This window comes from Streptosporangium sp. NPDC049644 (genome assembly GCF_040675205.1).
GTDB lineage: Bacteria > Actinomycetota > Actinomycetes > Streptosporangiales > Streptosporangiaceae > Streptosporangium > Streptosporangium fukuiense.
Genome location: NZ_JBFAOJ010000097.1, coordinates 21,029 through 32,953, shown reverse-complemented (window position 1 = coordinate 32,953; position 11,925 = coordinate 21,029). Strand labels below are relative to the sequence as shown.

The following is an 11,925-nucleotide window of genomic DNA, read 5'->3' as shown; positions in this document are numbered from 1 at the left end:
GGTCGGCGCGCTTGGCGGCCACCAGTTCGGCGAGGTACTCCTGGGTCGCGGTGTAGGCCGCGAACAGTTCCTCGTCGCCGGCCTCCCCGCCGAGGGCCTTGTCGATGTTCTCCTGGAAGCGGCCCCGGTCCTCGTACGGCACGCCCAGCAGCTCACAGATGATGACGGAGGGGATGGGCTTGGCGGGTGGACTCGCGGACACCCGGCTCAGCGGGTGGACTCGCGGTTGAACAGCTTCTTCGACCACAGGTAGCCGCCGAGCGCGATGGCGACGCACCAGCCGACCGCGATGGCGGCGTTGTTGCCGATCGGCGTGCCCATCAGCAGGCCGCGCAGGGTCTCGATGAGCGGCGTGAACGGCTGGTACTCGGCGAACCAGCGCAACACGGTGGGCATCGAGTCGGTCGGGACGAACCCGCTGCCCAGGAACGGCAGCAGCAGCAGCGGCAGACCGACGTTGCTCGACGACTCGACGGTCTTGCTGGCCAGGCCGAAGGCGACCGCCAGCCAGATGAAGGCGAAGGCCATCATCACCAGGACACCGACGAGGGCGAGCCAGTCGCCGGGCCCCGCCGACGGCCGGAAGCCGATGAGCAGCGCGACGCCGATGACCGCCGCGATGCTGAGCATCGTCTGGATGAGGCTGCCGATGACGTGCCCGGTCAGGACGGACACCCGGGCGATGGCCATGGTGCGGAACCGGTCGACGATGCCCTCGGTCATGTCCATCGCGATCGAGATGGTGGTGCCCTGGACCGCGGCGGTGATCGTCATCAGGATGATCGCGGGGGTGACGTAGTTGACGTACTCCGCGCGTCCGCCGGAGACGCCGCCGAGCCCGGCGCCGAGCGTGCCGCCGAAGACGTAGACGAACAGCAGCAGGAAGACGATCGGCATGCCGATGAGCTGCAGTGTCATGGACGGGTAGCGCACCATGCGCTTGAGGTTGCGGCGAAGCATCGTCGCCGAGTCGGTCAGGGCGTATGACACGGTGCTCATCGTGCGGTCACCTTCTCCTTGTTGCCGGTGAGAGCGAGGAAGACGTCGTCGAGGTCGGGGGTGTGCACGCTGAGCGAGTCGACCTCGACCGCGTTCTGGTCGAGCCGGTCGAGCAGCGCCTTCAGCGACCTGAGGCTGCCGTCGTGCGGTACGCGCAGGGCGAGCGTGTCGCTGTCGCGGGACACCTGGCCCACGGCGCGCGCGGCGGATTCGAGGTCGCGCTCGTCGGCGAACCTCAGCAGGACGTGGCCGCCGGGAATGCGCCGCTTGAGCTCGTCCGCGGTGCCCTCGGCGACGATCCTCCCGTGGTCGAGCACCGCGATCCGGTCAGCGAGCTCGTCGGCCTCCTCCAGGTACTGGGTGGTGAGGAAGATGGTGACGCCACCCGCCACGAGTTCTCGCACGATCTGCCACATGGCGCGGCGGCTGCGCGGGTCCAGCCCGGTGGTCGGCTCGTCGAGGAAGATCACCTGCGGTGAGCCGACCAGCGTCATCGCCAGGTCGAGCCGCCGCCGCATCCCGCCGGAGTAGGTCGCCGCCGTCTTCTCGGCCGCCTCGACGAGGTCGAACTGTTCGAGCAGCTGGGCGGTTCTGCGCCTGCCCGCCTTCCGGCCGAGGCGGTGCAGATCCGCCATCAGGGTCAGGTTCTCCTGGCCGGTCAGCAGGTTGTCGACCGCCGAGAACTGGCCGGTGACGCCGATCGCGGCACGCACCGCGTCCGGCTCGACAAACAGGTCGTGACCCGCGATCCGCGCGCTGCCCCCGTCGGCGCGGATCAGGGTGGACAAGATCTTGACCGTGGTGGTCTTGCCGGCGCCGTTGGCGCCGAGCAGCGAGAAGACGGTGCCGCGCGGGACGTTCAGGTCGACGCCGTCGAGCACGACGTGGTCGCCGTACGAGCGGCGCAGTCCGGTGGCCGTGATCGCGGATTGGGATGGCATGGTCATGTGAACCCCTTCGGGATCTGGTCAGGAACGGCGGACGGTGATGTCGCCGAACGACGTGCGCGCACGGACTTCGACGCGTCGCTCGGACCGCTCCGGCGCTTGGCTGAGACCCTCCAACCCGTTCTCCACCCGCCCGTGCGAGGTGTTCAGGTCGAGCCAGGCGGCGGTGCCGGCGGCGACACCGATTTCGAGGTGGCCGGTCGAGGTCTGCAGCGTGACGGTGCCGCGCGTGACCTGGCCGACGCGAATGGTCCCGTTGGAGGTCTTGGCGTCCACCATGGCGTCGGCCCGGTCGACGAAGATGTCGCCGTTGGCCGAGCGCACCCGCAACTCGCCGGTGACGGTGCCGAGGTCGGTGGTGCCGTTGGAGTTCTTGACGACGGCGGTGCCGCCGATCTCGCCGAGGCGCACGCGCCCGGTGCCGGTGGAGACCTCGGCGTCGCCTGCGACCGTTTCGACGGTGATGTCGCCACCGGAGGTGTCCAGTCGAAGCGGTCCGGTTCGGTCGAGGCGGAAATGCCCGGCCGACGTCTTGAGCCGGCACTCCCCCAGCGTGCCGACGCCGCGCAGGTCCGCCATCGACAGGTCCGCGTGCACGTGCGAGCCGGTGGGAAGTTCGATCAGCACATCGACCGATCTGGTCTTCTTGGAGAAGTCGAGGATGCGGGCCTTCGGCCCACGGACCGTCAACGTGCCGTTGGCGTACTCGACGCGTGTCTTCTGCGCGGCGTCCACATCGGACTCGTCGGACTCGTCGCTCGGTCGTATCTCGACGACGGTGTCGGTCCGGTCGCTCGCGATGATCCGCACGTCACCGACGGAGAGCTCGATCGTGGCGGAGATCGGTTCCGGCGTGGCGAAAACAGGCATGGCTGTCCCCTCGGAATGGGTCGGAAGAACATCTCCGCTGGTCGGAGACGTAGGAAGAAAGTGGTTCTGGGTGTCGGCGTGGGCTAGCGGGCCCAGCCGGTGTAACGCTGCGCGCCGCGCTTGCCGCGCCGGTCGGAGCCGTGGTCACGCTCCGGGGCACGCAGCGCGGTCGAGGCGGCCCGCACCAGCCAGGCGTTGAGCGAGCGCCCCTCCTTGCCCGCCGCCTCCTCGATAGCGGCCTTGAGCTGTTCCGGGAGGCGGACGTTGATCCGTGTCACCGGGCCGTCCTCGAAGCTCGCCGCGGCGTCCTCGGCCGACAGCGCGCCCGGATCCGGGGTGTCGGCGAGTGGCTGCTCCGCCTGGCGAACCGTCACGACGAAGTTCGGGTCACGTCCACGCAGGTGCACCTGGACCGAACCGGGGGCCAGGTCCCGGGTGATCTCGTCGGCGGCCGCCGACAACGCCTCCAGCAGGGTGAGCCGGATCGCCGACTCCATCGACACGGTCAACCGCTCGATCAGCCTGCCGGCGTCGTCATCACCGGTCTCGACTGCGGTCAGCAGCTCGCGACCGAGGGAGGCCACATACGGGGTCAAGTCCATGGCATCACTATGGCACACAACGGTGCCATCAACAATCCATATTGGCTCAGATTGGCACCACTTTGGCTCAGGCTGAGTGTTCGGCTGTTCACGACACTGCAGACCGGCTCTGGAACTCGCACGTCGATCGACCTTGCGGGCGACGTGACGCCAGGCGGTGCGCGCGACGGCGGGGACGCGAACAGGTGCGGCCAAACAACCGATCACGAGAGGGCGGTGTCCGCGAGGTGTCCAGGTGGATTTTGACCAGTTCTTTGCGTTCGGACCCGAGGTGCCGTTACGTCGGCTGCGAGCGGGCGGTTCAGCCCGTCGAACAGCGCGAGCGCGTATCCGGCCGCCGGCAGGTCCGGCTCCCAGTCCTGGTGGCTCGGCTCAACCGGTGCGGTACTTCGTCCAGGCGAGTGCGGCTTGGCCGGTGGCGAGCGGCACCGTGCCGCCTACCTGGAGGACGCCGACGGATTCGAGGTCGAACTCGTCGGTCCCGGAACATCACGTCAGAACCGACGCCCGACCGCCGCGCCTACGGGCGCTGGGGCCGGCGGCCTAGCTGCCAGACCTCCCAGCCGGCGGCGAGCCACGGCCCCGGCTCGACGGTGTTGCGCACGTCCACCAGCACCCGGTGGCGCACCAGGTCGGCGGTGGTCGCGGGGAGTTCGGGATCGGCGGTGAACTCCGGCCACTCGGTGGCGAGCACGACGAGATCGGCGTCCGCGATGGCCTGCTCGGCGGTGTCGGCGTAGCCGAACTCGGGGTGCAGCTCGCGGGTGGCGGCGATGGCCTCGGGGTCGTAGATGACCGGTGTCGCACCGCGTTCGGCCAGCCTCTCGGCCAGGCGCAGGGCGGGCGAGTCACGTACGTCGCTGGTCCCGGCCTTGAAGGCCGTGCCGAGGAACGCGATGGTCCGACCGTCGATCGGACCGCCGTGCGCCCTCTCGATCAGCCTGATCGCCGCCGGGATCCGGTCGGCGTTGATCGAATCGACGGCCGTCAGGAACCCGTGCGCGTTCCGCGCGCCCAGCTCACCGACGCGGTGCGTGAAGTCCGTGACGTCCTTGGGCCCGGCGCCGATGCCCGGCCGCATCCCGCCGTCCCCGATCCGCCGGTCGACGCCGATCGCGTGGGCGACCATGTTCACGTCCGCTCCGACGTACTCGCACACCTCGGCTATCGCGTTGATGAACGAGATCTTCGTGGTCAGGAACGCGTTCGCGGCCGACTTGATCACCTCTGCCGTGGGCGGGTCCGTGAGGATCAACCCCACCCCGTGGTCGAGGATCGGCGCGTACACCTCCTCGACCGCCTCTCGGGCCTGCCGGGAGGTCAGACCGGCCACGATCCGGTCGGGGAGCAGGGAGTCCCGCACGGCATGCCCCTCGCGCAGGAACTCCGGATTCCAGACCAGTTCCACGTTCGCGATCCGCGCGTCAGCGTCGATGATCTTCTGGAGCCGTTCGACGGTGCCGACCATCACCGTGCTCCTGCCGACGATCGTGGCCGGCCTGCCCAGCAGCGGGACCAGCGACCGCACCGCCTCGATCACCTGGGTCATGTCGTAACCGTGGCCGTCCGCGCGCAGCGGGGTGCCGACCGCGATGAAGTGCAGGTCGGCGAAGTCCGCGGCCTCCCGCAGATCGGTGGTGAAGCGGAGCCGGCCGGAGGCGGTGTGCCGGACCAGGAGGTCCTCGAAGCCCTCCTCGAAGAAGGGGGCGATGCCGTTGCCCAGGGCTTCGCACCTGCCGGGGTCCGACTCGACGCCGATCACCTCATGGCCGATCTCGGCCATCGCGACGGCGTGCGGAGCGCCGAGGTGACCGCATCCGATCACGGAAACGCGCATCGTGGCTCCTGTCCGTTGGCTTCCTCGGGCGCATCCGGGACGCGCCCCAAGAAGTTATCGCGTGCCGGGGTAGCGAAGTGTCGGCTCTGCGGCTTTTCACAGCTCGGAGTCCAGAAGTCGGCGCGGCTTTGGGAGCGAAGCTCATGCCGTCGGCCGTACGGTCCCGCCGGCGGCGGCGCACCGAGAAACACGAACCGGTAACAACTCGCACCCATACCGTCACCGCGCTTGACAGGAGAGCCCGTTTGCCATTTTATGCACTTAACCGACTTATTAAGTAGGAATTAAGGAGTACTCAATGAGGGTTCGCAGGCTCCGGGGGACGGCAGTGGCACTGGCCGCGGTCACGGTGACAGCCCTCGCGGCGGCCTGCGGAGGAGGCGGGGGGTCCTCCGGCGGCGACACGGCGAAGGCGACGACTGAGGTCCGCCTCGGTTTCTTCCCGAACATCACGCACTCCACGGCCCTGGTCGGGGTACAGAAGGGCTTCTTCGCCAAGGCGCTCGGCAGCGACACGACGTTGAAGGTCTCGACCTTCAACGCCGGACCGGCCGCGACCGAGGCGATCTTCTCCGACGCCATCGACGCGACCTACATCGGACCGAACCCGGCCATCAACGCCTGGGCGAAGTCCAAGGGCGAAGCCATCAAGATCGTCGCGGGCGCGGCGTCCGGCGGCGTTTTCCTCGTGGTCAAGCCCGAGATCGACGGCGTCGAGGACCTCAAGGGCAAGAAGATCGCCACGCCTCAGCTCGGCAACACCCAGGACGTCGCGCTGCGCTACTGGCTCCAGGAGAAGGGGATCAAGACCGACACCAAGGGCGGCGGCGAGGTCTCGATCCTCCCCCAGGAGAACGCCCAGACCCTGCAGACCTTCGCCACCGGCGACATCGACGGCGCCTGGGTGCCCGAGCCCTTCGCGAGCCGCCTGGTCCAGGAGAGCAAGGGCAAGATCCTCCTCGACGAGACCGAACTCTGGCCGAACAAGCAGTTCGTGATCACGCACCTGATCGTGCGGCAGCAGTTCCTCAAGGAGCACCCCGACCTGGTGAGGAAGCTGATCGAGGCGCACGTCGAGTCCAACGCCTTCATCCAGTCGGACCCGGCGGGCGCCAAGGAGGCGATCAACGCGGAGCTGAAGGAGCTGAGCGGCAAGCCCATCGCGGACGCGGTCCTGGACAGCGCGTTCGGCAACATCACCTTCACCAACGACCCGATCGCGTCCTCCCTGCACGGCAGCGCCGACCACGCCCAGAAGGTCGGCCTGCTCGACCCGGTGGACCTGAACGGCATCTACGACCTGACGATCCTCAACGAGGTCCTGGCGGCCAAGAGCCAGCCCGCGGTGAGCGACAAGTGATCGAGCACAGAACAGCAGAGTGGAAGCGGCGCCCCCGGTCAGGGGCCGGCGAGCCGCTGGTCAGGGAGGCGAAGTGACAGCTCCGATACAGGAGCTGCGCCCCGGCCGGACCGACGGGCACGAGCCCGCGGTCCGGCTGGACGCGGTTTCCAAGGTGTACGGCAGGGAGCTCCTGGCCCTGGACCAGGTCACGCTCTCGGTGGACCAAGGCGAGTTCGTCTGTCTGCTGGGCGCGTCCGGCTGCGGCAAGAGCACGCTGCTCAACCTCGTCGCCGGCCTGGACCGCCCCACGGCCGGAGAGATCGACACCGGGGACGCCCGCATCGCGATGATGTTCCAGGAGCCCGCCCTGTTCCCCTGGCTCACGGTCTCGGGGAACATCGAGCTGGCGCTCCGGGTGACGAGCTCGGGCAGGAACACCACGAAGAAGGAGCGCCGCGCGCGGGCGGCGGAGCTCCTGGAGGTCGTGCACCTCGGCGGCTTCGGCGACAAGCGCCCGCACGAGCTGTCCGGCGGCATGCGCCAGCGGGTCGCGCTCGCCAGGGCCCTCGCCCAGGAGGCCGACGTGCTCCTCATGGACGAGCCCTTCGGCGCCCTCGACGCCATGACCCGTGACCTGCTCCACGACGAGTTGGAGCGGATCTGGCGGGAGCGGGAGCTGTCCGTCCTGTTCGTCACCCACAACGTGCGCGAGGCCGTACGGCTCGGCGACCGGGTCGTCCTGCTGAGCAGCAGGCCCGGCAAGGTGATCGAGGAATTCCCGGTGACGCTGCCGCGGCCACGTCGTACCGACTCCGCCGAAGTGGCCGAACCGGCCTCCACCATCACCGACAGACTGCGCCAGGAGGTGCTGCGCCACGCCAGGCCGGCGGCGCAGGGACCGGGAAGCGGCGAGTGACCGATGGCTACTGATCTTTCCCAGCACATCGCCGGTCTGGACGCGCTGGAGCTGTCCAACCGGGAGCAGCAGAGCCTGGCCTCAAGGGTCTGGGCCAGGAGCTGGCCGATGCTCTCGGCGATCCTCCTCGTCCTCGCCGTCTGGGAGCTGGTCGTGCTCAGCGGGTGGCGCCCGGAGTACGTCCTTCCCGGCCCGGTGACCGTCCTTGAGGATCTGTGGAACCGCCTCGGTGAGGCCGAGTTCTACGAGGCCCTGGGCGTGACGATGCGCCGCGCTATCACCGGGTTCGCGATCGCGGTGCTGGTCGGTCTCGTGGTCGGCGCGGCCGTGTCACGGGTACGGCCGCTGCGGGCGGCGCTCGGCTCCCTGATCACCGGCCTGCAGACCATGCCCTCCATCGCGTGGTTCCCGCTGGCGATCCTGTTCTTCAAGCTCAGCGAGAGCGCGATCCTGTTCGTGGTCGTCCTCGGGGCGGCGCCGTCGATCGCCAACGGACTGATCGCCGGCGTGGACTACACCCCGCCGATCCTGCTCCGCGCCGGGCACATCCTCGGCCTGCGGCGCCTGGCGCTCTACCGGCACGTCATCCTGCCCGCGTCGCTGCCGTCGTTCCTGTCGGGTCTCAAGCAGGGCTGGGCGTTCGCCTGGCGGTCCCTGATGGCGGGCGAGCTTCTCGTGATCATCGCCCACCAGGCGTCGATCGGCGAACAGCTCGACAACGCCCGGGAGCTCTCCGACGCGCCCGGCCTGCTCGCGACGATGATCGTGATTCTGGTCATCGGCATCGTGGTGGACATGTGCTTCGGCGCGGCCGACAACGCCCTCCGGCGTCGCTGGGGACTCGACCAGCGCGTCGGCTGACCCGAACGTGGAACTCACCGCCGCTCCCCGAGCCCAGCGCCCGCGGAGCGGCGGGCATCGTCTGGACGAGGCGCTAGCGGCGGTGTCTGTCGAGCAGCTCGCTCCCGACGTCGACATAGCCGGCGAACAGCCCGATCACGTCCTGGAGCCGGTCCTGCGCGGGGCCCGGACCCAGCAGTGCCTCACCGTCGCGCAGGGCCGCGATCAGGGTTCTGGCCCGCGCGTGGCTGGCCTCCAGCAGTGACTCGATCCCTCCGGTGGCCTCCACCAGGAGCCTGCGGCTGCCGGGCTGCGGGATAACCTTGGCGAGTCCCCAGGAGTTCAGCTGCCGCACCGCGGTGCTCACCGCGCCCTTGCTCAGGTCGAGCTCGGCGGCGATCGCGTCGAGAGAGGCCGGTTCCTCGGTCATCAGGAGCAGCCCGTAGACGCGACCGGTCGCGTGCGGGAGGTTCCATGAGGCCAGCAGGTCACCTACCGAGGTGATGAACGCGCCACGCCTGGTCGCGCTCATCTCCGTGCCCGCCCCGAGTCCGGGCCAGAGTCCGGGTCAGAGTCCGGGATCGTACCCAGGAACGTCTCGATCGCCGCGTTCACCGCGTGCGGATCGTCCTGGTTGGCGATGTGCCCCGCGCCGGGGATGACCACCTCCTGGACGCCTTCCGCCGCGGCCCACCCGCGCATGGCCGAGGCGATGTTGCCGGTACGGTCCCGCTCGCCGCGGATCAGGCACAGTGGCACCGGCGTACGGTAGCCGGGGTCCGGGTCGAGGAGCTCGACGGTCGCCCGCCACACCTGGAGGAACTCCCGTTTCGACAGCAGGGAGAACGCCCGCCGCGCGTCCGCCCGCGCGCCCTCCGTCACCGCGGAGGCCCCCGCCATCACACCGGGAAGGCGGCCGGCCGGAATCATCGACAGGCTCGGCGCGGCCGTCCTCAACAGCAGGCGTTCCGTCCATGACAGCGGCCCGGTGTTCCACGCCGAGCCGATGACGACCAGCGCCCGGGCGAGGTCCGGATGCCGCCGGACGACCGCCTGGCCGAGGTTGCCGCCGAGGGACTGTCCCACGAGCACCGGCCGGTCGAGGGCGAGGTGCTCGACGAGCGCGCACAGGTCCGCGATCGCCCGCTCGGCGGTGAACGGAACGCCCGCCGGGCGAGAGCGGCCGTGGCCGCGCATGTCCCAGGTGACGACCCGGTATCCCCTGGCGCGCAGTCGCTCGCTCTGGGCGTCGAACATCACGTGATCGGCCCCGGCTCCGTGCGAGAACAGCAGCGGCACACCGTCGCCACCACTGTCGGCGTAGTGCAGGGCACACCCCTGCAGTGAGAGCGTCGACGACATATTCACCATTTACTAAATATAGCGAATATGTCCGATCATGGGAAACGGCCGAGATCGCGGGCCGTCACCCCGGCCTCGACCGCGTCCGGTTCCCGCTCGGCCATCACCGGCGCGTCGCCCGGAGGACTCGCCGTACGCCCCGGAAGTACGGCGAGTCCTCCGGGAGGTCAGGAGGCGGGTTTCTCGTCGGTCCAGTCGGCCGCGAGGACGGTCTCGGAGTTCCACACGGTGCCCGGCGCGAATCCGGCCTGCAGGCCGCCCGGCCGCACCACGACGCTGTCCCTGGCCAGTGCCCGCCCGGTCGCCTCGTCGAAGATCAGGCGGTTCCGCAGGATCCCCTCGCCGCCCTTGGCGTCCGCCTTCGCCCTGACCCGTTCCTCGATGGCGACGGCGCTGCCGGTACGGCCCTCCGCGTCGACGACGTCACGGACGACCTCGATGGTCTCCAGGTCGGCGAGCATCCGGAAGGCGGCGCCGCGCACCTGCGGGGTGACCGGCATGTCGGTGATCAGCCCGACCGTGACGGCGAACAGCCAGGCGTCCGACGACATCGGGGTGTCCGACTCGGTGTCGTGCCCCTCGTACGAGCGCAGCAGCCACGCCTTGAGCCCGTCCGGGTCCTCCGGCAGGCCGCGCAGGTCCTTCATGCTGACGTTGCGGCCCAGCCAGAACACCTTGTCCCCGTCGACGAGGGGGGCGTGGCCGTCCCGCGCCGCTCCCGGCTCGGTCGACAGGGCGAAATCTGCGAATTTCGGGTCGCCACCCCCCTTGGGGGACCTGACGTGGATCTCGGTCGGGGAACCGGCCTGCTCCCAGGCCGCCCTGTCGTCCGGACTCGCGGGCTCCGCGCCGAGGGAGCTCGTCCGGCTCCACTGCTCCCCGCCGGTCGCCGACGGGGTCCACACCTCGTTCCGCTGCCGGTCCACGAGGGTGTAGCCCCCGTCGGCCGCCTCGAACAGGTTCCGGCTCACGGACACGGTGTGCCAGTAGGCACCGGTCACATCCGGCTGGCGGGCCGCCCCGTGGGCGGCGGCGAGCAGGATGGATCGCCCGGAGAGCTCGATTCCCTGGGTGGTGGTCGCCGGGCTCGAGATCACCTGGGCGGAGGGCGCGCGCGGGGCCGTACCGCCGGTCGCGGAGATCGCGACGGCGACCGCGGTCACGGCCGCGGCGGCTCCGGCGAGACCGAGGCCCCACACCGGGCGTACGATCCTGCGCCTGGCCGGGGCCGGCCGGGGCCGCGCCATGGCGCGGGAGAGCTCGGCGGCCCTGGTCCGCGGGTCGACCGGGGTGTCGTCCAGGTGCGCGGGACGTGCGGCCCGCAGCTGATCGATGGGATTCATGACCACTCCTCGCTGAGGTTCCTCATCCGGGGCTCGGGACTCACGGCGGTGTCCATCCGCTGTTTGAGCCGCCTGCGAGCGCGGTGCAGCCGCACCCGGAAGGTGGTCGGAGAGCAGCCGACGACCTGGGCCGCGTCGCGGGGGGAGAGCCCCTGCCAGGCGGTCAGGATCAGGATCTCCCGATCCTCCTCCGAAAGCCCGGTCAGCGCCCTGAGCACACTGAGCCGTTCGGTGACCTGCTCCGCGACGTCGTCCTCGGTCCAGGCCCGCAACTCGGCGCTGAGCGCGTCCCGCCGGATCTCCGCCCGGATGTTGTCGCGCAGCACGTTGCGGGCCACCCCGAGGAGCCACGGCAGCGCCGGCTCCGGCACGTCCTCCAGCCGTCGCCAGGCGATCGCGAACGTCTCGCTCACCACCTCGTCCGCGACCTGCCGTCCCGCGCGGCTGACCACGTAGGCCCAGACGCGCTGCCGGCACTCGTCGTACATGTCGGTGAATCTCTGCGAGTCGTCCGTCACCGCCCCGCCCCCTTCGTCCCGGATGTGTTCTTCTGACACCGGGAAGTGGCCGGAGCCCCTCGGTTGTTACCCGCTTCCTCGAAAAAAAGGGTACGGGCCTCCTGGGACCGCTGGTCAGGGGCGGCGAGCGGCGACGTCCCCGGCCGCGCCGGCCTGACGGGACAGGGGAGGCAGCGGCCGGCCGCCCTCGTTGACCGGCCGCTGTCCCGGCCCGGAGAGAGCCTCGGCGTTCTCGCGAGCGTCGAAGACGGCGCCACGGCCCCACACGGCGGCGGTCTCCGGCCGCGTACGTACCGCGGCCTCTCCCCGAGCGGCATCCGCCGGCGCGATGTGGTCCCCTGATATTCGG

General features: G+C 70.1%; 12 protein-coding genes and 1 pseudogene. 3 read left to right on the top strand and 10 right to left on the bottom strand.

Translation table 11 applies throughout. The features are described 5' to 3' along the window. The 6 genes and pseudogenes from AB0J58_RS36240 to AB0J58_RS36215 form a co-directional block, all read right to left on the bottom strand. A pseudogene (locus AB0J58_RS36240) lies at positions 1 to 202 on the bottom strand (cytochrome P450); the annotation flags it as partial. Positions 203 to 207: 5 nt separating this feature from the next. Beyond that, complete coding sequence (locus AB0J58_RS36235) at positions 208 to 999, bottom strand: ABC transporter permease (protein ID WP_364224390.1); 792 nt, start codon at positions 997 to 999, stop codon at positions 208 to 210. Further along, entirely contained in the window at positions 996 to 1,946 is a 951-nt protein-coding gene (locus AB0J58_RS36230; RefSeq protein ID WP_364224388.1) for an ATP-binding cassette domain-containing protein, read from the bottom strand. Before AB0J58_RS36230 ends, AB0J58_RS36235 begins: the two co-directional genes overlap by 4 nt. A 21-nt stretch (positions 1,947 to 1,967) precedes the next feature. Further along, positions 1,968 to 2,816: a DUF4097 family beta strand repeat-containing protein gene (locus AB0J58_RS36225; protein ID WP_364224386.1), complete on the bottom strand. Its 849-nt coding sequence runs from the start codon at positions 2,814 to 2,816 to the stop codon at positions 1,968 to 1,970. An 83-nt stretch (positions 2,817 to 2,899) separates the two neighbouring features. Continuing rightward, positions 2,900 to 3,418, bottom strand: a complete 519-nt coding sequence (locus AB0J58_RS36220; protein ID WP_364224384.1) for a YlcI/YnfO family protein — start codon at positions 3,416 to 3,418, stop codon at positions 2,900 to 2,902. Between the two features lie 520 nt (positions 3,419 to 3,938). Beyond that, entirely contained in the window at positions 3,939 to 5,255 is a 1,317-nt protein-coding gene (locus tag AB0J58_RS36215) for a UDP-glucose/GDP-mannose dehydrogenase family protein (protein WP_364224382.1), read from the bottom strand. Between the two features lie 298 nt (positions 5,256 to 5,553). Here AB0J58_RS36215 and AB0J58_RS36210 point away from each other — a divergent pair, with 298 nt between their 5' ends. The 3 genes from AB0J58_RS36210 (at position 5,554) to AB0J58_RS36200 (ending at position 8,374) form a co-directional block, all read left to right on the top strand. Continuing rightward, complete coding sequence (locus AB0J58_RS36210; RefSeq protein ID WP_364224380.1) at positions 5,554 to 6,615, top strand: ABC transporter substrate-binding protein; 1,062 nt, start codon at positions 5,554 to 5,556, stop codon at positions 6,613 to 6,615. Positions 6,616 to 6,688: 73 nt separating this feature from the next. Then, positions 6,689 to 7,513 (top strand): ABC transporter ATP-binding protein, encoded by an 825-nt coding sequence (locus AB0J58_RS36205; protein ID WP_364224378.1) that lies wholly within the window; start codon positions 6,689 to 6,691, stop codon positions 7,511 to 7,513. A gap of 3 nt (positions 7,514 to 7,516) precedes the next feature. Continuing rightward, positions 7,517 to 8,374: an ABC transporter permease gene (locus tag AB0J58_RS36200; RefSeq protein ID WP_364224376.1), complete on the top strand. Its 858-nt coding sequence runs from the start codon at positions 7,517 to 7,519 to the stop codon at positions 8,372 to 8,374. A 73-nt stretch (positions 8,375 to 8,447) separates the two neighbouring features. On the opposite strand, the gene AB0J58_RS36195 is transcribed toward AB0J58_RS36200, so the two are convergent. The 4 genes from AB0J58_RS36195 to AB0J58_RS36180 all read right to left on the bottom strand — a co-directional run bounded on the left by AB0J58_RS36195 (position 8,448) and on the right by AB0J58_RS36180 (position 11,576). Beyond that, positions 8,448 to 8,885, bottom strand: a complete 438-nt coding sequence (locus tag AB0J58_RS36195) for an HTH domain-containing protein (protein WP_343974690.1) — start codon at positions 8,883 to 8,885, stop codon at positions 8,448 to 8,450. Beyond that, positions 8,882 to 9,724, bottom strand: a complete 843-nt coding sequence (locus AB0J58_RS36190; RefSeq protein ID WP_364224374.1) for an alpha/beta hydrolase — start codon at positions 9,722 to 9,724, stop codon at positions 8,882 to 8,884. Before AB0J58_RS36190 ends, AB0J58_RS36195 begins: the two co-directional genes overlap by 4 nt. Positions 9,725 to 9,882: 158 nt before the next feature. Next, a complete protein-coding gene (locus AB0J58_RS36185; protein WP_364224372.1) occupies positions 9,883 to 11,058 on the bottom strand; it encodes a CU044_5270 family protein in 1,176 nt (391 codons plus the stop codon). After that, on the bottom strand, positions 11,055 to 11,576 hold the full coding sequence (locus AB0J58_RS36180; RefSeq protein ID WP_343974699.1) for an RNA polymerase sigma factor: 522 nt from the start codon (positions 11,574 to 11,576) through the stop codon (positions 11,055 to 11,057). The genes AB0J58_RS36185 and AB0J58_RS36180 overlap by 4 nt, the downstream gene beginning before the upstream one ends. Between the last annotated feature and the right edge of the window lie 349 nt (positions 11,577 to 11,925).

Bases quoted from the DNA above. Each gene is read 5' to 3' on its own strand.
- AB0J58_RS36215 (WP_364224382.1), bottom strand. From the start codon at position 5,255: ATGCGCGTTTCCGTGATCGGATGCGGTCACCTCGGCGCTCCGCACGCC.
- AB0J58_RS36185 (WP_364224372.1), bottom strand. From the start codon at position 11,058: ATGAATCCCATCGATCAGCTGCGGGCCGCACGTCCCGCGCACCTGGAC.
- AB0J58_RS36200 (WP_364224376.1), top strand. From the start codon at position 7,517: ATGGCTACTGATCTTTCCCAGCACATCGCCGGTCTGGACGCGCTGGAG.
- AB0J58_RS36230 (WP_364224388.1), bottom strand. From the start codon at position 1,946: ATGACCATGCCATCCCAATCCGCGATCACGGCCACCGGACTGCGCCGC.
- AB0J58_RS36210 (WP_364224380.1), top strand. From the start codon at position 5,554: ATGAGGGTTCGCAGGCTCCGGGGGACGGCAGTGGCACTGGCCGCGGTC.
- AB0J58_RS36220 (WP_364224384.1), bottom strand. From the start codon at position 3,418: ATGGACTTGACCCCGTATGTGGCCTCCCTCGGTCGCGAGCTGCTGACC.
- AB0J58_RS36235 (WP_364224390.1), bottom strand. From the start codon at position 999: ATGAGCACCGTGTCATACGCCCTGACCGACTCGGCGACGATGCTTCGC.
- AB0J58_RS36225 (WP_364224386.1), bottom strand. From the start codon at position 2,816: ATGCCTGTTTTCGCCACGCCGGAACCGATCTCCGCCACGATCGAGCTC.
- AB0J58_RS36190 (WP_364224374.1), bottom strand. From the start codon at position 9,724: ATGGTGAATATGTCGTCGACGCTCTCACTGCAGGGGTGTGCCCTGCAC.
- AB0J58_RS36195 (WP_343974690.1), bottom strand. From the start codon at position 8,885: ATGAGCGCGACCAGGCGTGGCGCGTTCATCACCTCGGTAGGTGACCTG.